This window comes from Pseudoalteromonas sp. B62 (assembly GCF_037162565.1).
Lineage (GTDB): Bacteria > Pseudomonadota > Gammaproteobacteria > Enterobacterales > Alteromonadaceae > Pseudoalteromonas > Pseudoalteromonas fuliginea.
On sequence record NZ_JARLVB010000002.1, the window covers coordinates 3,799,638 to 3,821,187 of the forward strand.

Annotated in this window: 16 protein-coding genes, 5 tRNA genes and 2 pseudogenes; 6 read left to right on the forward strand and 17 right to left on the reverse strand. The window is 38.7% G+C overall.

The window, feature by feature from the left end; genetic code table 11:
* Window positions 1–127: 127 nt before the first annotated feature.
* The 5 genes from P4S71_RS21725 to P4S71_RS21745 form a co-directional block, all read right to left on the reverse strand.
* Window positions 128–204, reverse strand: a tRNA-Pro gene (locus P4S71_RS21725).
* A gap of 68 nt (window positions 205–272) precedes the next feature.
* Window positions 273–349, reverse strand: a tRNA-Pro gene (locus tag P4S71_RS21730).
* Between the two features lie 14 nt (window positions 350–363).
* A tRNA-His gene (locus P4S71_RS21735) sits at window positions 364–439 on the reverse strand.
* A 23-nt stretch (window positions 440–462) separates the two neighbouring features.
* Window positions 463–539: transfer RNA gene (locus tag P4S71_RS21740), tRNA-Arg, on the reverse strand.
* A 57-nt stretch (window positions 540–596) separates the two neighbouring features.
* A tRNA-Pro gene (locus tag P4S71_RS21745) sits at window positions 597–673 on the reverse strand.
* Window positions 674–1,025: 352 nt separating this feature from the next.
* Here P4S71_RS21745 and folD point away from each other — a divergent pair.
* Window positions 1,026–1,880, forward strand: a complete 855-nt coding sequence (folD, locus tag P4S71_RS21750) for a bifunctional methylenetetrahydrofolate dehydrogenase/methenyltetrahydrofolate cyclohydrolase FolD (RefSeq protein ID WP_002958348.1) — start codon at window positions 1,026–1,028, stop codon at window positions 1,878–1,880.
* A 72-nt stretch (window positions 1,881–1,952) separates the two neighbouring features.
* Here the strand turns inward: folD and cysS are convergent, their stop codons facing one another.
* Complete coding sequence (cysS, locus tag P4S71_RS21755; protein WP_096792695.1) at window positions 1,953–3,332, reverse strand: cysteine--tRNA ligase; 1,380 nt, start codon at window positions 3,330–3,332, stop codon at window positions 1,953–1,955.
* A gap of 154 nt (window positions 3,333–3,486) precedes the next feature.
* On the opposite strand from cysS, the gene P4S71_RS21760 reads away from it, so the two are divergent.
* From P4S71_RS21760 to P4S71_RS23240, 4 genes are all read left to right on the forward strand, one after another.
* The gene (locus P4S71_RS21760) at window positions 3,487–3,978 is read left to right on the forward strand and encodes a peptidylprolyl isomerase (RefSeq protein WP_007376847.1); all 492 of its coding nucleotides are present in this window, start codon (window positions 3,487–3,489) and stop codon (window positions 3,976–3,978) included.
* Between the two features lie 89 nt (window positions 3,979–4,067).
* On the forward strand, window positions 4,068–4,805 hold the full coding sequence (locus tag P4S71_RS21765; protein WP_096792693.1) for a UDP-2,3-diacylglucosamine diphosphatase: 738 nt from the start codon (window positions 4,068–4,070) through the stop codon (window positions 4,803–4,805).
* Between the two features lie 54 nt (window positions 4,806–4,859).
* A complete protein-coding gene (locus P4S71_RS21770; RefSeq protein ID WP_337151498.1) occupies window positions 4,860–5,132 on the forward strand; it encodes a hypothetical protein in 273 nt (90 codons plus the stop codon).
* A 163-nt stretch (window positions 5,133–5,295) separates the two neighbouring features.
* Window positions 5,296–5,643 carry a hypothetical protein gene (locus P4S71_RS23240; RefSeq protein WP_442961704.1) on the forward strand — a complete coding sequence of 116 codons (348 nt, stop codon included), beginning with the start codon at window positions 5,296–5,298 and terminating at the stop codon, window positions 5,641–5,643.
* Here the strand turns inward: P4S71_RS23240 and miaE are convergent, their stop codons facing one another.
* The gene (gene miaE / locus P4S71_RS21780; RefSeq protein ID WP_007376850.1) at window positions 5,644–6,411 is read right to left on the reverse strand and encodes a tRNA isopentenyl-2-thiomethyl-A-37 hydroxylase MiaE; all 768 of its coding nucleotides are present in this window, start codon (window positions 6,409–6,411) and stop codon (window positions 5,644–5,646) included.
* Between the two features lie 205 nt (window positions 6,412–6,616).
* Between miaE and P4S71_RS21785 the strand changes: the two genes are divergently transcribed.
* Window positions 6,617–7,216, forward strand: a complete 600-nt coding sequence (locus tag P4S71_RS21785; protein ID WP_007376851.1) for a Yip1 family protein — start codon at window positions 6,617–6,619, stop codon at window positions 7,214–7,216.
* A gap of 116 nt (window positions 7,217–7,332) precedes the next feature.
* Here the strand turns inward: P4S71_RS21785 and purF are convergent, their stop codons facing one another.
* From purF to P4S71_RS21835, 10 genes and pseudogenes are all read right to left on the reverse strand, one after another.
* Window positions 7,333–8,859 (reverse strand): amidophosphoribosyltransferase, encoded by a 1,527-nt coding sequence (gene purF / locus P4S71_RS21790; RefSeq protein ID WP_007376852.1) that lies wholly within the window; start codon window positions 8,857–8,859, stop codon window positions 7,333–7,335.
* A gap of 18 nt (window positions 8,860–8,877) precedes the next feature.
* The gene (locus tag P4S71_RS21795; RefSeq protein ID WP_007376853.1) at window positions 8,878–9,372 is read right to left on the reverse strand and encodes a CvpA family protein; all 495 of its coding nucleotides are present in this window, start codon (window positions 9,370–9,372) and stop codon (window positions 8,878–8,880) included.
* 193 nt (window positions 9,373–9,565) lie between these two features.
* Window positions 9,566–10,200: pseudogene (locus P4S71_RS21800) on the reverse strand (SPOR domain-containing protein).
* Between the two features lie 11 nt (window positions 10,201–10,211).
* A pseudogene (folC, locus tag P4S71_RS21805) lies at window positions 10,212–11,476 on the reverse strand (bifunctional tetrahydrofolate synthase/dihydrofolate synthase).
* A gap of 25 nt (window positions 11,477–11,501) precedes the next feature.
* A complete protein-coding gene (gene accD / locus P4S71_RS21810; protein ID WP_007376856.1) occupies window positions 11,502–12,377 on the reverse strand; it encodes an acetyl-CoA carboxylase, carboxyltransferase subunit beta in 876 nt (291 codons plus the stop codon).
* Window positions 12,378–12,532: 155 nt separating this feature from the next.
* Complete coding sequence (gene truA / locus P4S71_RS21815; RefSeq protein WP_007376857.1) at window positions 12,533–13,327, reverse strand: tRNA pseudouridine(38-40) synthase TruA; 795 nt, start codon at window positions 13,325–13,327, stop codon at window positions 12,533–12,535.
* A gap of 148 nt (window positions 13,328–13,475) precedes the next feature.
* A complete protein-coding gene (locus P4S71_RS21820; RefSeq protein ID WP_337151499.1) occupies window positions 13,476–18,434 on the reverse strand; it encodes a FimV/HubP family polar landmark protein in 4,959 nt (1,652 codons plus the stop codon).
* Window positions 18,347–18,796: a FimV/HubP family polar landmark protein gene (locus P4S71_RS21825; RefSeq protein WP_337151500.1), complete on the reverse strand. Its 450-nt coding sequence runs from the start codon at window positions 18,794–18,796 to the stop codon at window positions 18,347–18,349. Before P4S71_RS21825 ends, P4S71_RS21820 begins: the two co-directional genes overlap by 88 nt.
* A gap of 353 nt (window positions 18,797–19,149) precedes the next feature.
* Window positions 19,150–20,166, reverse strand: a complete 1,017-nt coding sequence (locus P4S71_RS21830; RefSeq protein ID WP_007377758.1) for an aspartate-semialdehyde dehydrogenase — start codon at window positions 20,164–20,166, stop codon at window positions 19,150–19,152.
* A gap of 48 nt (window positions 20,167–20,214) precedes the next feature.
* Window positions 20,215–21,336 carry a 4-phosphoerythronate dehydrogenase gene (locus tag P4S71_RS21835; protein WP_337151501.1) on the reverse strand — a complete coding sequence of 374 codons (1,122 nt, stop codon included), beginning with the start codon at window positions 21,334–21,336 and terminating at the stop codon, window positions 20,215–20,217.
* Window positions 21,337–21,550: the final 214 nt, after the last annotated feature.

The window sequence follows — 21,550 nt, forward strand, 5'->3', positions numbered from 1 at the left end:
GAATAAAAAACAGACTAACTAAGCGTTAGATGAAATGAAATACAAATTATTTAATATAATTATAGGTTAACGTGTATTGATTTATAATATTAGAGGATTTTATTTACTAATCTTACTAGATAAGAAATGGTCGGCGATGCAGGATTTGAACCTGCGACCCCTTGGACCCAAACCAAGTGCGCTACCAAACTGCGCTAATCGCCGACATTGAAGAATTAACTTCTTTTTCATACTGAACACTTAAACTGAGAGCTTAAGACCATTTTAAGAAATGGTCGGCGATGCAGGATTTGAACCTGCGACCCCTTGGACCCAAACCAAGTGCGCTACCAAACTGCGCTAATCGCCGATATTCGTTGTAAATGGGGTGACTGATGGGGCTCGAACCCACGACAACCGGAATCACAATCCGGGGCTCTACCAACTGAGCTACAATCACCGCTATATTTACATGTTTTCAAATGGTGCACCCAGAAGGATTCGAACCTTCGACCCACGCCTTAGAAGGGCGTTGCTCTATCCAGCTGAGCTATGGGCGCATCGAAAACTTCGTAGTTTACCAATAAGCTATTCGATTATAATAAATTATAAAAAAATGGTCGGCGATGCAGGATTTGAACCTGCGACCCCTTGGACCCAAACCAAGTGCGCTACCAAACTGCGCTAATCGCCGATACTTACTATTGTTTGCGAGTGACCTCGTTGACAACGGGGTGCATAATAGTGATTTGACGGGGTTAGGTCAAACGTTTTTTTTATTAAATCAATCAAGTGTTCATTTTTAGTCCACAATGGTTAAATATTATAATAGAAGACTGAATTTTAAACTATTTAACCACTCAAGTACTATATAACTTAAAAGCAACTTGGCGCTGCAATGCTTTTCTGCGAAAATAGTAGGCACATTATAAAACGAGTTAAATAAAGACTGTATTTTCTTTATTAGCATTTTTACCCCTATTTTATTATGCATTCGTTTTTAGAGTATCGGTATCTAGTTAATTAACCCCAATTAAAGGTCACCCATGACGGCAAACATCATTGATGGTAAGGCAATCGCAAAACAAGTACGTAGCGCTGTAGCAGAACGCGTAAGTGAGCGTGTAGCAAATGGTTTACGTGCACCAGGACTTGCAGTAGTACTTGTAGGACTTGATCCAGCAAGCCAAGTTTACGTTGGTTCAAAACGTAAAGCCTGTGAAGAAGTAGGTTTTATTTCTAAATCATTTGATTTACCTGCGGACACACAAGAGCAAACTCTTTTAGATTTAATTGACGAGCTAAATAATGATGCCGAAGTTGATGGAATTTTAGTGCAGTTACCACTGCCCAAAGGTCTTGATGCTGAAAAGATTTTAGAACGTATTACCCCGCATAAAGATGTTGATGGATTTCATCCATATAACATTGGCCGATTAGCACAACGTATGCCTGCTCTTCGCCCATGTACGCCAAAAGGTATTATTACATTACTTGATTCTACGGGCGTACGTTATAAAGGTATGCATGCAGTTGTCGTTGGCGCATCAAATATTGTGGGTCGTCCAATGTCGTTAGAGCTTTTATTAGCCGGTTGTACAACTACAGTATGCCATAAGTTTACTCAAGACTTAGAAACGCATGTTCGCCGCGCTGACTTATTAGTTGTGGCTGTCGGTAAACCTGAATTTATACCTGGAGATTGGATAAAAGAAGGCGCTATAGTCATCGATGTAGGCATTAACCGTTTAGATACGGGTAAATTAGTCGGTGATGTTCAATACAGTGTGGCTGAACAAAAAGCGCATTTTATTACACCTGTACCAGGTGGCGTTGGCCCGATGACGGTCGCAAGCTTAATTGAAAACACACTTGAAGCGTGTGAGAAATATCACAGCTAAGCTGTTAAAAAATCAAAAAAGGGTTGCCATTTGGCAACCCTTTTTTAGTTGAACGTGAATTACTTTAAACGCTTACGCTTTACGCCACGTTGTTTTACCGGCTGAATCTTCAAGTATTACACCTAACGCATTAAGTGCATCACGAGCTTCATCAGCAGCAGCCCAATCTTTACTAGTACGCGCTTCATTACGTTTTACAATTAATGCTTCAATTGTCGCCACTTCGTCATCATCTTGCCCGCCTTGTAAAAAGGCTTCCGGTGCTTGTTGAGCAACACCCAAAACGTTACCAATACTGCGTAATATAAACGCAAGTTGCCCAGCTTGAACTACGTCACTTTCTTTTACGCGGTTTAACTCTTTAGCAAGTTCGAACAACACAGGTAATGCTTCTGGTGTATTAAAGTCGTCATCCATCGCTTTTCTAAATTTAGCAACAAACTCATTACCTTCTAAATCGCACTCTACCGGTTCGACATCACGAAGCGCTGTATAAATACGTTCAAGTGATGAACGCGCTTGGTCTAAATTTTCTTGCGAGTAATTTAATTGGCTACGGTAATGACCTGAAATTAAAAAGTAACGAACAGATTCAGCATCGTATGCTTTTAAAACTTCACGCACTGTAAAGAAATTATCTAACGACTTAGACATTTTTTCTTTATTTACTTGTACCATGCCAGTATGTATCCATGTATTTACATACTTGCCGTTGTTTGCACAGCACGACTGGGCAATTTCGTTTTCATGATGTGGAAACTGTAAATCAGACCCCCCACCGTGAATATCAAAATGCTCACCTAAATGCTTTGAGCTCATTGCCGAACATTCAATATGCCAACCAGGACGCCCTTCTCCCCACGGTGATGACCATGATGGTTCACCTGCTTTTGCTTTTTTCCATAACACAAAATCAAGTGGATCGTCTTTATCTTGCGCCACTTCAACGCGAGAACCTGATTGCAACATTGTTAAATCTTGCTGAGAAAGCGCGCCATATTGCTCAAACGTTGATACATCAAACAATACATCGCCATCAGCTGCGACATAGGCATGGCCTTTTTCAATCAAGCGCTTAACCATAACGATAATTTCATCCATATGGCTTGTAACTGTTGGTTCAATATCTGGGCGTAGCATATTTAGGCTATCAAAATCTTCATGCATCGCTTTAGTCATGCGAACAGTTAAGTCGTTTATTGACTCACCATTTTCGTTCGCACGTTTAATTATTTTATCGTCGATATCTGTAATGTTACGAACATATTTTAAATCGTAACCAATATGACGTAAGTAGCGCACAATAACGTCAAAACCAACAAAAGTACGCGCGTGTCCAATATGGCAGTAATCATAAATGGTGATACCACACACATACATGTCGATTTTTCCTTCGACCATCGGTTTAAATTGCTCTTTTTGTCGCGTGAGTGTGTTGTATATATTTACCATTTACTTTGAGTCCTTGACTATTTACTTGAACAGTTATGTTACCACTTGAAAGCCCCTGCTCTAGCGCTTTATAACAAACCAAACATCTACTTTGTTAATCTTAGCCAACTACGATAAAATAGCGCCAATATTTAAACCGGATATAGGAAAACACATGGTTGTTCTACACACTAATTTTGGTGACATCACCATTAAAATGTTTGAGCAAGAAGCTCCAAACACAGTTAAAAACTTTTTAGAGTATGCAAATGCTGATTTTTTCAACGGCACTATCTTTCATCGTGTAATCGATGGTTTTATGGTTCAAGGCGGTGGTTTTGTTCCAGGTATGGAACAAAAAGAAGTAAACGATCCAATTCAGAATGAAGCTAATAACGGCCTGTCTAATAAAATAGGCACTTTAGCTATGGCACGTACACCTGATCCTCATTCAGCTACAGCACAGTTTTTCATTAACGTGAACAACAACGACTTTTTAAACCACAGCAGCGAAACATCGCAAGGTTGGGGTTATTGTGTTTTTGCTGAAGTTGTAGAGGGCATGGACGTAGTCAATAAGATTAAAGCAGTTGCAACAGGTAGTACTGGTTTTCACCAAGACGTACCTCTTGAAGATGTGATCATCGAAAGCGTTACTGTTAGCTAATAGTACGTTTACCCACGTAATGTGGAGTACCAGCGGGCATTTACGCAATGTGTATACGCCCGCTTTATTTATATCGAAAAGATTGATCTATGACTCACCAAACTTACTTTATTGCAGATTTACATCTAAGCGAAAACCGCCCCGACATTAGCGCTGCATTTTTTGACTTTTTAAATACACATATACTAAATAAAAATGTAGATGCACTTTATATTTTAGGTGATTTTTTTGAAGTTTGGGTCGGGGATGACTACATTACTGCACTGAGTGCCGATGTAGCAAAGCACCTTAAAGCAGTCAGTGATAGTGGCACTCCGGTGTATTTCATTCATGGCAATCGTGACTTCATTATGCGCAAGCAATATGCAGACATGGCCGGTATGACATTACTTGCTGAACAAACGGTCATTGATTTATATGGTACGCCAACAGTCATTTTACATGGCGACGAAATGTGCACTCAAGATACTGAGTATCAAAACTTTAGAAAAAAGAGCCGTGGTTGGTGGTGGCCAAAACTAATGCTTGCAATGCCGCTTTGGTATCGTAAAAAAATAGCGCGCAACGCCCGCGAAAAAAGTAAGTTAAGTCAAGCTGATAAACCTATCGAAATTTTAGACGTTGTCGATGACGCTGTACTTGCAACCTTTGCCAAACATAACGTTACTAATATGATTCATGGTCATACTCACCGCCCTAATGTTCATACATATAAAATTAATGAACAAACACTTACTCGCACAGTGCTAGGTGACTGGTATACCCAAGGTTCTTATTTAGTGGTCACCCCTAAATCACAAGAGTTAATCAACACGCCTTTCGCATAATTTCGAATTCTGACTACTCTTGTTCAGTAAAGTTTAATAAAAGTGAGGGGCTAAATGATAAAGCTGATAATTTTCATCCTAGTGACTGTTATTCCAACAAAGGCATTATGCGAGCAAACATGGCAAATTGTTACTGAGAACTTTCCCCCATACTTTAGTAATGACTTACCTAAAAACGGCTGGCTCTATGAGATAACCCGCGCGGCCCTTATAACACAAGGTATTAATAGTAAAATAGAATTTACCACATGGGATCGCGCTTTAAAATTATTAGAAAAAGAGAAAAACAGCTATTTTAGGCGCTTTTTATTCTGCAAAGCGGAATGAGGTTTTTTATTATTCTCGTCCACTTGCACGTGCCCACACTGGAATTTTTAAACGAAAAGAAAGTACAATTAATTTTGATGGCACCACTCAATCATTAGTACCTTATAGTATTGGTAAAGAAGATAGCGCTTTTATAAGCCAAGAATTCACTAGAAACACCGAATTGGCAATCACGTCCACTAAAAGCCTCCCTACTAGCTTATACTTACTGCAACAAGGGCGTATTGATCTGGTCGCAGGCACTAAAGAGGTTGGCAAGTATTGGCTTGAGTACAGTACAGAAGTTAATTTAGATAAGAATAAAATTGAGTACTTGTTACCCGATCTTGCTACTCACAAGTTATATTTAGTTATTTCTCAATCAAACTATAGAGCTAAAGAATATTTACAAAAGTTTAATAGGGGGATTGATGCAATAGTAGAAAACGGAAGTATTGCTGATATTATGAAAAAACATAATTTCAGCAATGAAAAAATTACTGAATACATTAATTTTTTAAAAGAAAATTAACTAGTTTGACACTGTAGGTACGCCACTATGAAACTTAAAGTCAGTGTCAGTTGTAGAAATTAGTTCTTTTTCTTTTTCACCAAAAAAGTTCACGCGTTCGGTAATATCAAAATCAGCTATTTCTTGCGCTAAAGTTAAATAATCTTGGTAATGACGCGCTTCTGAGCGTAATAACGAAATATAAAAATCACCCAAACGTTTATCAACATGTGGCGCAAGCTTTGCAAAACGCTCACACGAACGTGCCTCAATATAAGCGCCTACTATTAGCTTATCGACTAATGCATCAGGCTCGAATGTTTTAACATGACGAAGCATACCTTTTGCATAACGACACGGTGTAATGCTTTGATACTCTACACCGTACTCGTCCATAATTTCGAGCACTTGATAAAAGTGATGCAGCTCTTCTTTTATTAATAAAACCATTTTATCGATTAGGCCTTGCCCGTATTGTGAGCTAGATTTAGGTATTATTGATTTAGTGAGTTTATTTTTAGCCGCCAGATCGCGCCAGTTACCTTCACGCTTATAAATAAGTGCTTCAAATGGCTTTAGCCATTCAAGTAAGGCATCACTTCCCTCTTTATCAACAGCATATTTACGTATTAAAAACATCGCACTTTGAGCCGCTTTTAATTCACAAATTAAGTGATCTATTAAAATGACTGATAGGTTTTCTTTTTTAATTGCTTGCTCCACCCATTGCTCTGGGGTGGTACACAATAAAAAGTTATTAATCGGCTCTAAAAGTTGGCTGTGTGGCACGTTGACTGCTCATTACTAAATAAATTTGATAGACCATTATTTTAACACGAAATTTTGCTTGGGATAAATCAAAGCCCTAACTTGCGTAAAAGTGTTAATAGCGAGTTAACTTGACTTTGCAAAATAAGTGAACCATAACTGTACATAGACTGTATAAAAATAAACCAACCAAAACAATGATACGTTCCTTTATGGAGTAAATACTATGATACTAAACCATCTTTGGGGAATCTATGCTCATCCCCTAGAAGAGTGGCAAACAATCGATAACCGCCACGAAAGTTTAACCTACAGCTTGTCACATATTTTATTAATTGCTCTGTTCCCCTCAATAATGGGCTACTACTCGTCTGTTTATTTAGGATGGAGTATAGGCGCAGGTGATGCGGTATTTTTAACACACGATAGTGCACTGCTAATTGCAGGCGCGATGTATTTTGCTTTAATAGCGGGCGTATTCGCATTGGCGTATTTAGCCCATTGGATGGCGGTTACATTTGGCTCTAAGCCTACATTTACACAAACACTTGAACTTGCAGCATATACTGCAACTCCAGTGTTTATGTCGGCACTCGCCGCTTTTTGGCCTGTACTTTGGTTTGTAGTGTGTGTTGGAATTATTGCACTGGCTTACTCGGTTTATTTACTCTACACCGGCGTACCAATACTTATGCATATCCCAGAAGAGCGTGGCTTTATTTACGCCAGCTCGGTAGTAACGTGTGGATTAATATTACTGGTTATTATTTTAGCTGTAACAGCTATGCTTTGGACAAATGGGATTGTTAGCCCAATGTTTACTTAATAAAGTTTACCTAATAGAGAGTCGTGTTTGATAGAAATGTTCCCTTTCTTTCCTTCGCAAAAAAGGAGCTAATTAGCTCCTTTTTTTATGTGTAACGACTTTTTATTAACTAACTATTAATCAGCTTCGTTTTCGTCTTGGTTGTGTATTTCTAAACCTGAAGACATCGCACTTTCGCGGGTGCTTTTTGCAGAATCGTTACGTAGCTTATCAATACGATTTAAATAGTTTTGATCAATATCGCCTGTAATATATTGGCCATCAAATACTGACGTTTCAAACTTAGTAATTTCAGGGTTTTCTTGGCTAACCGCAGCAATTAAATCTTTTAACGATTGAAAGATTAAACCGTCAGAACCAATACTTGCATTAATATCTTCTACTTCACGTCCGTGAGCAATAAGCTCAGCTGCTGAAGGCATATCAATACCGTACACATTAGGGAAGCGTATTTCAGGCGCTGCTGATGCAAAGTAAACGTTTTTAGCGCCAGACTCTCGGGCCATTTCAACAATTTGTGCTGATGTTGTACCACGCACAATTGAGTCATCAACCAATAATACGTTTTTACCTTTAAACTCACGATCAATTGCATTTAGCTTTTGACGTACTGACTTTTTACGCATCTCTTGACCAGGCATGATAAACGTACGACCAATATAACGGTTTTTAACAAAGCCTTGGCGGTATGGTAAATCAAGCACACGTGCGATTTCCAGTGCTACATCACATGACGTTTCTGGGATTGGGATAACGACATCAATATCTTTGTCAGCCCATTCACGTGCAATTTTTTCGCCTAGTTTAGTCCCCATGTTTACGCGTGTTGCATACACAGACATACGGTCTATTGTTGAATCAGGACGTGCAAAATAAACGAATTCAAAAATACATGGCGAGTAAGATGCCTTATCAGCACAACTAAGCGAATGAAATTCACCTTCTTCTGTAACATATATAGCTTCGCCAGGCGCAACATCACGAATAAACTCAAAGCCATCAGGCTTTAACGCAACGCTCTCTGAGGCAAACATGTATTCCGTACCCTTTTCGGTTTCGCGTTTACCAAATACAAGTGGGCGAATACCATTGGGGTCGCGAAAAGCAACAATACCGTGACCGATGATCATAGCAATTGTTGCATAACCACCGCTTACTTTATTATTTACTTCGGTTACCGCAGTAAAAATATCTTCAGGGTCTAAATGCAACTTATCAGATTTGCTTAATTCATGTGCCATAACATTAAGTAAAATTTCAGAGTCTGATGTTGTATTAACATGACGACGTGCTTCTGAGAATAACTGCTCTTTTAAAGTTTCTGCATTAGTAAGGTTACCATTATGGGCAAGCGCTATACCAAACGGTGAGTTAACATAAAAAGGCTGTGCTTCAGATGAACTTGAAGATCCTGCGGTAGGATAACGCACATGGCCAAGACCAATTGTACCTTGTAGTCGTTTCATATGACGAGTGTGAAAGGCATCTTTCACTAAGCCATTTGCTTTGCGTAAGCTAAACGTATTATTCTCAATGGTAATGATACCCGCGGCATCTTGACCACGGTGCTGCAAAACAGTTAAGCCATCATAAATCGCCTGGTTAACAGGAGATGTTCCGACTATTCCAACGATACCACACATGTAATTTATCCTCGCCGATTAACGGTTTACTGAATTTAAAAAGCTCGAGTTGTTTTCTAGGTACGAAAAGAACCATTCAACAACAAAGCCAAATTCTGGAATCAAAATAGAATTGCCCCACCAGTGCGTATTGGGTGCACCAGTAAAAGCATCAAGAAAGAAGAGTAACGCGCTCACGACCAACACGCCTCGTAGAGCACCAAACACTATGCCAAAAACACGGTCGGTACCCGATAAACCAGTACGATGTACAAGCTCACCTAAAATATAGTTTAGTAAACCGCCTAACAGTAGCGTCGCAAAGAATAATATGGCTATGGCCGCAGCATTTCTTAAAAGGGGTTCAGAAATGGTTGTTAGGAAGGAAGCTAAATATTGGTAAAACAAGCTAGAGATGATAAAGGCGCCAGCCCATACCGCTAATGACATTGCTTCTTTTACAAAGCCGCGTATTAAACCGATGATGGTAGACAGTGCAATGATGCCAATAATGGCGTAATCAACCCAGATCATAAGAACCAATTAGTCGCTAATTTGGGGCGCATTCTATACCCAAACATCGTTAGTATGCAAGTTTAAACGGGAGAATACTGGGTTGTAGTCAATACAAAAAATTAACATTTTAGAATGGGTATTGCGGGCGAGTGATAATCATAAAAAAATATTAATAAATAAAAAAGGCTTGTTATACAAGCCTTTTTTATAATTATTTTGTTACTTCGTATTGCGTAACTTTACCATTTAATTTAGTAAGCTTTTTAAGCTGGGGAGCTGCTTTTGTAATTCACTTTTATCAAGTGAAGGGCCAACAAATACTTTGGTTAATGTCCCATTTGGGGTTTTAATCGGTTTAGTAAACGTTTTAAACCCTTCAACCTTTAGTTTAGCTTGTAATGCTTTTACGTTTGCAACATGTGAAAAACTACCTAATTGAATAACATAAGCCATACTCGTTAGGTTTTCATCACTTTTACGCGGTGCAATCGGTTTTGGTTTAGCTTGAACAGGAGTCGTTGGTTTTGCTTTAGGCTCTATGCTTGCTTCAACGACTTTATCCTCTACAGCATAATCACTTTCCACTATTGCATTTTGCTGCTCAAAAGCCTCATCGTCAGCTTGAATATCTTCGATTTCATCTTGCTTTAGTGGCTCTGCGTTAGCAACATTTTCATCAATTGACTCTTGAAGATCGATTGTTTTGAACTCAGGGCGATCAGGAATCGCTTTAAAGCCTTCTTTATAATGCACTTTTTCGCCATCGAGTATATTGGGGATAAACACAATTGCTGCGATCACCACTATACTTGTTCCGACTAAGCGATTAATAAAACTTGAGTTCACCGACATCCTCTCTATTTTTTAAAGTAATTAATAGCGCCGGCCACAGTAAAAAAGAACCAAATACAATCAACATAGTATCACGTTGTTGTTTTGGTAAAATTACACTTAGTGCCTGTGCCACACTATCATAGCTATTGATAGTATTATGATGAGACAATTCCTGCAGTGCATTTTGTAAATTACTTGCAGTGTCGCCTCGCGGGCTACTTAAGCTCGCTAACGACCACTCATCGACCAGGTTGCTTACTTCTTTAAGTACACCGACTTTGTCTTTATCAGCAAGCATAGCGACTAATGCATGAATTTTAAAGCCTTTATCTTTATAGCTTGATAACTTATTGGCTAAATAACGCGCCGACTCAGGGTTATGTGCCACATCTGTAAAGACTAAAGGCTCAGTACTTAACTGCTGAAACCGCCCTTCTACAACTAAATTAGCTAGGCAATCTCTTATTATCTGCACACTAGGTAATAAGTTTAAAACACTTAGCGCAGTTAGCGCAGTGGCTGCATTTTGACACGGTATTGCTGGCTTATCTATTTCAAGATTATGCTGTTTATATTGCCAATTAAAGCTCTCAGCATTTTCTTTGAAAATAAAGTCACTGCCCGACAACGTCATATTGGCATTAATTTCCTTGCCATAATCAGTCATTGTGTGAGGAATATTTAAATCCCCGATAATAGCGGGCGTGTTTTCACGAAAAATACCGGCTTTATCATAAGCCACCAACTCACGGGTATCACCTAAATACTCTTTATGGTCTAAGTCTATAGTGGTAATCACACTTGCATACGGCGTTACTATATTTGTAGCGTCAAAGCGCCCACCTAAACCAACCTCAAGTAATACATAATCGACGTTACAGCGTTTAAAAATTGCCAATGCCCCCAAAGTACCATATTCAAAATAAGTCAGAGGAGTGTCTTTACGGCCTTGCTCAAGCTGGTGAAAAGCATCTATATGAAATTGGTCTGCCAATTCTTCCCCATTAACTCGTACACGCTCGTTATAACGAATTAAATGTGGAGATGCGTAAGTACCCACGCTAAAACCTTGCGCTAGTAATAGCGACTCTAAGCAACGTGCAGTGGTGCCCTTACCATTTGTACCCGCAATAAGAATAATTTTACTTGGAGTGTTTAAAAGGCCAATATTGTTGGCAACATTAGCAACTCGTTCTAAGCCCATTGCAATGTTAGCAGGGTGAACACTTTCTAAATAAAAAAGCCAATCATCAAGGCTTGATGATTGGCTAGGAATTGTTTTTGTCATAGCGTGTAATCAGTAAAGCTGAAATTTACGCTACTCTATGCTCTTGTTCCGTAGAAGGCAAGTTCATAAATTTAGCTAAAATGCGTGCAAGGGTATCGCGCATTTCACGGCGGTCAATAATCATGTCAATTGCACCGTGTTCTAGCAAAAATTCACTACGCTGAAAACCTTCAGGTAATGTTTCGCGAACAGTTTGCTCAATAACACGAGGACCCGCAAAACCAATTAACGCTTTAGGTTCTGCAACGTTAATATCGCCCAGCATAGCAAGTGATGCAGATACACCACCCATTGTTGGGTCAGTCATTACTGAAATAAACGGAAGGCCTTTTTCAGTCATTTTTGCAAGCGCAGCACTTGTTTTAGCCATTTGCATAAGCGACATAAGCGCTTCTTGCATACGTGCTCCGCCTGATGCAGAAAAACAGATAAGCGGCATATTGTGCTCTAAACATTGATCAACAGCATCAACAAAACGAGCACCAACAACCGAAGCCATTGAACCACCCATAAATGAGAACTCAAATGCTACCGCTGCCACTGGAATACCTTTTAATCGGCCTTTCATCGCCACAAGTGCATCTTTTTCACCACTTGCTTTTTGGGCTGCACTGATACGGTCAGAGTACTTTTTAGAATCTTTAAACTTAAGAATATCTTTAGGCTCATGTTGTGTACCAAGCTCTTGACGATCACCTTCATCTAAAAAGTGCTCTAGGCGCTTACGGCCACTAACACGCATGTGGTGGTCACACTTAGGACATACGTTTAATGACTTTTCTAATTCAGCTTTATATAAAATTGAATCACACGATGTACACTTAGCCCAAACACCTTCTGGGATTTCTTTACGACCTGATGATTTTGTCGTTTTAGGTAAGATTTTTTCTAGCCAACTCATTTGCAACTCTCTTAATACTGTACTGTGTCGCGAGCCTGCTAATAGCAATTAGCAGACAAATTTTTTCAATTAAAACATGAATTACACTAACGCGGTATAAAAAACTGGTCTTAGTAGTTAAAAGTGCTCATAAAAAGCACTTATACTAACCTTAATTAAACATCTATATCCGGCAAAAATAAAGGGCCTAAAGGTGTTTGAGGAATATCAAATTGCTCAGGGTAGTCAACATCCACTAAATACAAACCAGCAGCCTTAGCGGTAGCACTGGCCTTTGCGCGTTCTTTACAATCAAGTAGCTCTTTTATCCATATAGGTTGGTGTTTATGTAAACCAACATCCATTAAACTGCCTGTGATATTACGCACCATGTGATGTAAAAACGCATTCGCTTTAATATCAATAATAACGTAAGTACCTTGGCGACGTACCGATAAATGATGAATTGTTCTTGTCGGTGTATTCGCTTGACAATGAATGGCCCTAAAAGAAGTAAAGTCATGTTTGCCAATTAAATACTGACACGCTTCCTGCATTTTGGTTTCATCTAGTTGATGATGGAAATGCGTAACGCCTTCATTTAGTACAGCTCCTCGTAAAGGCGAGTTATAAATAATATAACGATAACGACGTGCTGTAGCACTAAAACGAGCGTGAAAATCATCTGCAACGGGTTGAGCAAAACGAATAGCAATATCTTTAGGCATTAAAGTATTCATACCTAGTGTAAATGCAACCATATCGCGATCGGCCTCAGTGTCAAAGTGTATTACTTGGCCTGTACCGTGTACACCCGCATCTGTACGACCCGCACATATAACTTCAACTGGATGATTACAAATGCGCGACAGCGCCTTTTCTACTTCTTGCTGTACGCTATTTACATGAGATTGACGTTGCCAACCACTATAACGTGCGCCGTTGTATTCAACTCCAAGTGCTACTCGCATAATTACTGCTTTACCTACTGTGCTAATGAACGAGGCATTTTATGCTATCTAACGATGCAATAAAAGGAGACCTGTCGTAATCAAACCAATACACATAAAAAAACCCGTATTTAGCTAAGCCAGATACGGGTTCTTAGAAACATTTTAATTATTTTAGTTTAGCTTTTAAACTAAGCGCCTCTTCTTGAACTTCTTCAGGACCTTTGTTAATAACATCCTCAATGACTTTAAGCGCAGAATCAAAATCATCAATTTCAATATAAGCACGCGCTAAATCTAATTTAGCTGAGTAGCCACCACTTTCAGCATCAACATCCGTCGGATTATCACCGGCAAGTAACGCGTCAAATTCACTCAAGCCAACATCCATATTAACGTCGTTGTAAGGTTCGTGTTCAAGTTCAGCGTCGTCACTTTCTTCTAATAATGAATCAATATCTACAAATTCATCATTATCAAGTTGCTCAACATTGTTACTTTGGACAAGCGGTTCTTCAACAACTAACGCCTCATCAACTCCTAAGTCTTCTTTTAGCAAACTGTCAAAATCAACGTCAAACTCACTACTATCTTCAACACTTAATTCTTCTGGTTCAGCTAATTCGTTAAGTAATGAATCAAAATCAGTTTCCGTTAGCTCAGCCATAAACTCATCATCAAGCTCATCATCTGATGCTATATCACTGCTATTAAATAACTCAGTTCGGGTTATTTCAGCTTCACGATCGGCATTCGTTTGCTCACCAGCGAGCTCATTAGAAAGCGCTTCATCTGGGTTTTCCGAAATCATAGTTTCAGAGCCTGCGGTGCTTTCTAATTCAGCATCAAGTTCCGTAAAATCATTATCAAGTAACAGCTCGTCGTCAAAATCATCATCCAAGTTATTTAAATCGTTTCCAGCTGAGAGCGCATTCATTAAGTCTTGTTCGGTTTGACTCGGTAATGAATGTGTTGGTTCGTCATCTAAATTTACCGATAATTCATCGCTATCAGCATCATCCTCTACATTAAGAGTTTCATCTATTTCAGCGCTTGAATTATTTTGTGGCTCAGCATCAATTGCTAAATCTGTATCAAGCTGAGCAGAATCATTATCGAGTAATAATTCGTCGTCCGGCTCTGTAGGTTGAGTTTCTTCAAGATCGGGAGTTTCAGATTCATTAACCGAAATACCAGCATCTGAATTTATCGGTAATTCATCGCTATCTTCTACATTAAGAGCTGCATCTATTTCAGCGCTTGAATTATTTTCTGGCTCAGCATCAATTGCTAAATCTGTATCAAGCTGAGCAGAATCATTATCGAGTAATAATTCGTCGTCCGGCTCTGTAGGTTGAGTTTCTTCAAGCTCGGGAGTTTCAGACTCATTAACCGAAATACCAGCATCTGAATTTACCGATAACTCATCGTTATCCTCTACATTAAGAGTTTCATCTATTTCAGCGCTTGAATTATTTTGTGGCTCAGCATCAATTGCTAAATCTGTATCAAGCTGAGCAGAATCATTATCGAGTAATAATTCGTCGTCCGGCTCTGTAGGTTGAGTTTCTTCAAGCTCGGGAGTTTCAGACTCATTAACCGAAATACCAGCATCTGAATTTACCGATAACTCATCGTTATCCTCTACATTAAAAGCTTCATCTATTTCAACGTTTGAATTATTTTGAGGTTCAGCATCAATTGCTAAATCTGTATCAAGCTGAGCAGAATCATTATCTAAATTTACCGATAACTCATCGCTATCTGTATCAAGCTCCGTAAAGTCATTATCAAGCAATAATTCATCGTCAAAATCATCATCTAAGCTATTTAAATCATTTTCAGTTGAAAGTGCATTCGCTAAATTTTGCTCTGTTTGACTCGGTAATGAGGGTTTTGGTTCGTCATTTAAATTTAGTGATAATTCATCATCATTGATTAGATCTGTATCAAGCTCAGTAAAATCATTATCAAGTAACAATTCGTCGTCAGGTTCTAAAGGTTGAGTTTTTTCAAGCTCTGGAATTTCAGATTCATTAACCGTAATATCATCATCTAAGCTTATCGGTAATTCATCGTTATCGAATTCGTTAAGATTTTCATCTATTTGACTGTTTTGTAGTTCAGCATCAATTGCTAGATCTTTATCAAGTTCAGTAAAGTCATTATCGAGTAACAGCTCATCGTCTAAATCATCCTCGAGGCTATCTAAATCGCTTCCTTGCGCAAGTGCACTCGCTAAATCTTGTTCAGTTTGACTTGCTATAACTTGTTTAGTCTCAGATTTTAAATCAATATCTTGCGTAGACTCAACATCTTGTTCATCAGTAGCACCTGAGTAAGGTTCGTCTATATCTAATTCAGTATATTCGTCTGAATTTTCATCACTCACTACCATATTGGTATCTGAATGTTCAGGTAATCGATTTGTGCTTGCATCATCTGCTAATGGATCATCACCTAAATCAATTTCAACTTCTTCAATATCATTATCTAAATCTTCTAAAGACCACTCTGGCGTTTCAATATAATCATCTTCTACTTGCTGTAACTCATTTAAGAGTTCATCAACACTTTTTAGTTCGTCATCATTGTATTCTTCTAGTGCATCTTCTGGATCAAGTAAGGTCTCTGAAGTATCTGAAAAATCATCTAGGTCTGCCGCAAGTTCAGGCTCTTCTATAAGCGCAGGCTCTTCTTCAAGTTCAGGCTCTTCTAAAAGCGCTGGCTCTTCTTCAAGTTCAGGCTCTTCTAAAAGCGCTGGCTCTTCTTCAAGTTCAGGCTCTTCTACAAGTTCAGGCTCTTCTAAAAGCGCAGGTTCTTCTAAAAGCGCAGGCTCTTCTGCAAGTTCAGGTTCTTCTGCAAGTTCAGGCTCTTCTTCAAGTTCAGGCTCTTCTATAAGCGCAGGCTCTTCTTCAAGTTCAGGCTCTTCTACAAGTTCAGGCTCTTCTACAAGTTCAGGCTCTTCTACAAGTTCAGGCTCTTCTTCAAGTTCAGGCTCTTCTAAAAGCGCAGGCTCTTCTTCAAGCTCAGGCTCTTGTTCAAGTTCAGGCTCTTCTTTAAGCTCAGGCTCTTGTTCAAGTTCAGGCTCTTGTTCAAGTTCAGGCTCTTGTTCAAGTTCAGGCTCTTGTTCAAGTTCAGGCTCTTGTTCAAGTTCAGGCTCTTCTGCAAGTTCAGGCTCTTTTTCAAGTTCAGGCTCTTCTACAAGTTCAGGCTCTTCAATTAATGTAGATGCTAGAGACTCTACATCAGCAACATTTAATTCTTCCTGCGCTTCGGCTAAATCATCGGCAGAATCGGCTAATGCCACATTAATATCAGAGTCACGCTTTTCAGTCTCAGCTTCTTCATCTGCGGATTCATCAATTAAACTATCAATACCATCAAAATCATCTTTTTCTTCGACTAACGCATCAGCTGCACTGTCATCCCCAGCGTCATCAATTAAACTATCAATATCATCTAAATCAAAATCATCATTTTCTTCGACTAACGCATCAGCAGCACTGTCATCCGCGGCGTCATCAATTAAACTATCAATATCGTCTAAATCAAAATCATCTTTTTCTTCGACTAACGCATCAGGCGCACTTTCATCCGCAGCGTCATCAATTAAACTATCAATATCGTCTAAATCAAAATCATCTTTTTCTTCGACTAACGCATCAGCAGCACTTTCATCCGCAGCGTCATCAATTAAACTATCAATATCGTCTAAATCGAAGTCGTCACTTTCTTCGACTAAGGCTTCATCAACGCTATCGTCTGTAGCTTGGTCAATTAAGCTATCAATGTCGTCTAAATCAAAATCATCTTTTTCTTCGACTAACGCATCAGGTGCAATGTCATCCGCAGCGTCATCAATTAAACTATCAATATCATCTAAATCAAAATCATCACTTTCTTCGACTAAGACTTCATCAACGCTATCGTCTGTAGCTTGATCAATTAAGCTATCAATATCGTCTAAATCAAAATCATCTTTTTCACTTGAAAGACTATCTTCTGTATTATCTAAATCTGATTCAGTATTTGTTTGATCTAATAAGTCATCAATATCAAAATCATCATCTTCAGCGAGTTCTTCGCTAAGGGCGGCCATTTCATCATTCGATTCTAAGCTATTATCTTCTTCTATATCGTTTGTTTGTGGTGAGTCAAACTCCGATAAGCCATCATCTTCATTAAATAAACTATCTAAATCATCATTACTTAAAATATCATCACTATTTGATGATTCTAGTGGCGAATCTAAATCAATATCACCTTCTGGGCTATCATCAGGTGATTTATCGAAATCTTGTTGCATGAAAATATCAAGTTCATCGTCTTCAATATTTTCATCGTCAAAAACAATATCATCGCTTAATAAACTTTCTAATTCATCCTGATCAAGTAGGCTATCAGACTCAGTAAAGTCCTCTAGGCTGTCATCAAAAGCAATATCATCATCCGGTAATGGGGTATCATCGTCCGGTAAGATATCATTTTCTAAACTATCATCTAGCTGAATACTTAAGTCATCAAGTGGTTCCGGGACGATAGGGTCTTCAATATTTTGAGTATCTAAATCGTCATCGTTTGCGTAGGTAGGTGTTTGTGGTAAAAAATCATCGTCGCTTTGGACATCATCTTTACTAGCCCGCTTGCGTAAGAACATCACAACAGCAAAAACAATCAATAACCCAGGAATAACCATCAATAATCCAAGAACAAAAGGATTAGATAAAAAAGATCCCAGATCAAATTCAGCTTCTGGCTCTATTTTCTCAGCCTTTTGCTGTTCTATCATTTCATTTTGTTTAATTATTAGTTCTTTTAACTGTTGCTGTATTTCACTGTCTTGACCGAGCTGCATACGCACATTTTCAAGCTCTTTGGAGATGCCCGTAAGCTGTTTTTTTAAATTATTATTTTCAACTAAAATTTCTTCTACGTTATCAACTGAACTTTTGAATTGTTGTTGAAGCTCAACTAACTTACTAGTTTGATCTGTTTTAATTTCTTTAATTTCTTTTTGTAATTCTTTTTTTGCGTCATCTACATCAACTTTACGAGCTTGAGTAACTTGAGTTTGAGCTGAATTAATTTCACTTTGCGTAAGCGTACCGTTTTTTTCTTTTCCCATAACGCATCATCTTGTTCAGAACGTTGTTTAGCGAGTTGTATATTAACATTTCTAATTTCAGCTAGAGTAGGAATTTTTAAATAGGCACCACTTTGCATGTGGTTAAGGTTTTGCTCTAAAAATGAATTAGGATTTTTGTTATACAAAGCCTGCATAACTTGATAAATGCTAACCGAGTTGTCCGGGCGTACCTTAGCCGCTATACGCCAAAGCGTATCCGTCGGTTTTATTGGCCCAATAGATCGCCCTTGCGCACCATAGTCAGCGCCCTTTGGCCCCTTTAACTGGGTACTGTCTTGAGAGTAAACTGATGTTACTATCAATGCAGACGCTAATATAATAAGTGTAGCTAAACCGCGCATGCTGATCCTTTAATGTTTAAATGTTAACGCAGCACCGAGAAAGTTAAGTGCATAAACATTGATTAATCTTGCTTTTATCAGTCAAATGACTGATTCAAATTTGTTATTACAATCTATTTTTTTTGCAAGCTCTATTCCAATTACAAACTATAAACCAGTTCAGGAGTAATATCCATTGCAACACATTGAAAATAAATACCTAAAAACATTATTAATAATATAAATTTATCGAGGATTATCAGTAGGTTTATATACTTCGTGAGATAAGTGGCAAAAAAATGGCGGTAACCCGAATAAAAAGCGGCAAACAATTGGTGCTTACCGCTTCTAAACTAATCGTTAGCTATAAAATATTACATGTAATTAGCAATAAGTTCTTCTGCAATTTGTATACTGTTAGTTGCAGCGCCTTTACGCGTGTTGTCACTTACAACCCACATATTTAAACCATGAGGGTGCGAGATATCAGCTCGTAAACGACCAATATAAACAGTGTCATTTCCGCTTGCATCAGATACTGCCGTTGGATAATCACCTTCATCGTCAATCAACTCAACACCAGGGGCATCTTTTAAAAGTTGCTTAACATGCTCAAAGTCATAAGGCATACGCGTTTCAATATTAATTGATTCAGAATGTCCAAAAAATACAGGCACACGTACGCATGTAGGATTTACAGCAATAGTCGTATCACCCAAAATTTTATGGGTTTCATTTACCATTTTCATTTCTTCGCGTGTGTAGCCGTTCTCTTCAAAGCTATCAATTTGAGGAATAACGTTAAATGCTATTTGCTTTGGAAAAACTTTATTATCCATAGGACGAGCATTCATTAAATTAGCAGTTTGTTTTGCAAGTTCATCAACCGCTTCTTTACCTGCGCCCGATACAGCTTGGTAAGTAGATACATTGATACGGTCTATTCCGTAAGCATCATAAATTGGTTTAAGTGCTAGCATCATCTGAATAGTTGAACAGTTAGGGTTAGCGATAATATTACGATTTCTAAAATCAGCTAGGCTTGACGCATTAACTTCTGGCACTACTAATGGGATTTCAAAATCATTTCTAAAGTGTGATGTGTTATCAATTACAATACAGCCGGCGTCTGCTGCAATAGGTGCATATTTTTCAGATACACTGCCACCAGCAGAAAACAAACCTATGTGCGCTTGGCTAAAGTCAAAGCCTTCAACGTCTAATACTTCAATGGTCTCACCACGAAACTTTATATCTTCACCCGCGCTGCGGCTGCTAGCAAGTAAAAAAAGCTGATCAACAGGAAACTTACGATCTGCTAGCGTTTCAATGATTTGACGGCCTACTAAACCTGTAGCGCCAAGTACGGCAACGTTATATTTTTGCGACATATTTCTTCCTCTATAAACGACATTAAAACAACATCGTTAGTTAAATAACTATTTAGCTATGGTAAAACCAAGTTGACTAAGTGCAGCTAGTTGTGAGCTATCACCTTGTATCGACAAGGTGCTAAATTCTCGTCTTACCGGATAGCTTTTTCGTAAACTATCAAAACCATCACTTTCTAAATGGCGAAGTAAAATACCATCATCACGGCGAACGTCGTAAATTAAATGCACTAAACAGGCAACATCCTGCTCATTGAAGTTTGGCGTAATAACCGCTTGTGTAATAGCTGGAGTAGGTAAAAAGTCATTCAACGATTTACTCGCATCGACACTTTTCAGTTCACATAGTTTTTGATACAGCATTTGTGTACCACGAGCTTTGCCTTCAAGCGTATGACCCGCAATATGCACACTGGCGTAGCGAACATGTTCTAGTAATTCAGTTAAAATATTGGGCTCTTTTTCCCATACATCAAGCACTAAATCCAGATCGGCTCCCGCTTCCATTACCTCAAGCAACGCTTGGTTATCAATTACATCGCCTCGGCTTGCATTAATCAGCGTAAGCCCTGGCTTAAGTGCTTTTAATCGCTCTTTACCCATCATGTGCAGCGTTTTATGCTCGCCACTTTTAACAAGGGGAACGTGAAAAGTAACAACATCTGATCTTGCTAATAACTCATCAAGCGCTATGTGATCTTGTAGTAAGCCTTGTTCGTGCTTAATTGGATCGCATAACAGTACATCAACATCTAGTGCTTTTAATTTTTCAGCTAAACACGTACCAATGTTGCCCATCCCGACGATACCTATTGTTTGACCACACAATGGGCGCGCATTTTCTTGGCTTAATGCAAATAAGCTACTAATTACATATTCAGCTACCGCAACGGCATTACAACCAGGCGCGCTAGTAAAAGCGATATCTCTATCATGCAGTAATTGCGTATCAATATGGTCAATGCCAATTGTGGCTGTACCCACAAAGCTAAGCTTATTAGCTTGTGACAACAGCTCATAATTAACATTGGTCACTGAACGAGTAAGGAGTACATCTACATCAATTAATTGTTCAGGGGTTAATTTACGACCATCAAAACGCTCAACCTCACCAAAGTCTGCAAAGTACTGCTCAACTAAAGGCATATTTTGATCGGCAAGAATTTTCATTACAGAGTCCATTTAGCAATTAAGAGGCGCTATTGTAGCGAACAACCTAGCCTTTACACAAACTAAAAAGCGAGGGCTTGTTGACCTTTCAGGATTAAAATTTGCTCGTTCTAGGGGCAATTTAATTGCGGCATGAGGTTGTAACTTAGTGGGCTAAGTAAAAATCGAGCAAAGCTTCCGCCCCTTACCTACACCCATTTAGGCAACAAAGAGT

Coding starts and splice junctions, on each gene's coding strand:
- folD (WP_002958348.1), top strand. CDS start 1,026: ATGACGGCAAACATCATTGATGGTAAGGCAATCGCAAAACAAGTACGT.
- cysS (WP_096792695.1), bottom strand. CDS start 3,332: ATGGTAAATATATACAACACACTCACGCGACAAAAAGAGCAATTTAAA.
- P4S71_RS21760 (WP_007376847.1), top strand. CDS start 3,487: ATGGTTGTTCTACACACTAATTTTGGTGACATCACCATTAAAATGTTT.
- P4S71_RS21765 (WP_096792693.1), top strand. CDS start 4,068: ATGACTCACCAAACTTACTTTATTGCAGATTTACATCTAAGCGAAAAC.
- P4S71_RS21770 (WP_337151498.1), top strand. CDS start 4,860: ATGATAAAGCTGATAATTTTCATCCTAGTGACTGTTATTCCAACAAAG.
- P4S71_RS21785 (WP_007376851.1), top strand. CDS start 6,617: ATGATACTAAACCATCTTTGGGGAATCTATGCTCATCCCCTAGAAGAG.
- purF (WP_007376852.1), bottom strand. CDS start 8,859: ATGTGTGGTATCGTTGGAATAGTCGGAACATCTCCTGTTAACCAGGCG.
- P4S71_RS21795 (WP_007376853.1), bottom strand. CDS start 9,372: ATGATCTGGGTTGATTACGCCATTATTGGCATCATTGCACTGTCTACC.
- accD (WP_007376856.1), bottom strand. CDS start 12,377: ATGAGTTGGCTAGAAAAAATCTTACCTAAAACGACAAAATCATCAGGT.
- truA (WP_007376857.1), bottom strand. CDS start 13,327: ATGCGAGTAGCACTTGGAGTTGAATACAACGGCGCACGTTATAGTGGT.
- P4S71_RS21820 (WP_337151499.1), bottom strand. CDS start 18,434: ATGGGAAAAGAAAAAAACGGTACGCTTACGCAAAGTGAAATTAATTCA.
- P4S71_RS21825 (WP_337151500.1), bottom strand. CDS start 18,796: ATGCGCGGTTTAGCTACACTTATTATATTAGCGTCTGCATTGATAGTA.
- P4S71_RS21830 (WP_007377758.1), bottom strand. CDS start 20,166: ATGTCGCAAAAATATAACGTTGCCGTACTTGGCGCTACAGGTTTAGTA.
- P4S71_RS21835 (WP_337151501.1), bottom strand. CDS start 21,336: ATGAAAATTCTTGCCGATCAAAATATGCCTTTAGTTGAGCAGTACTTT.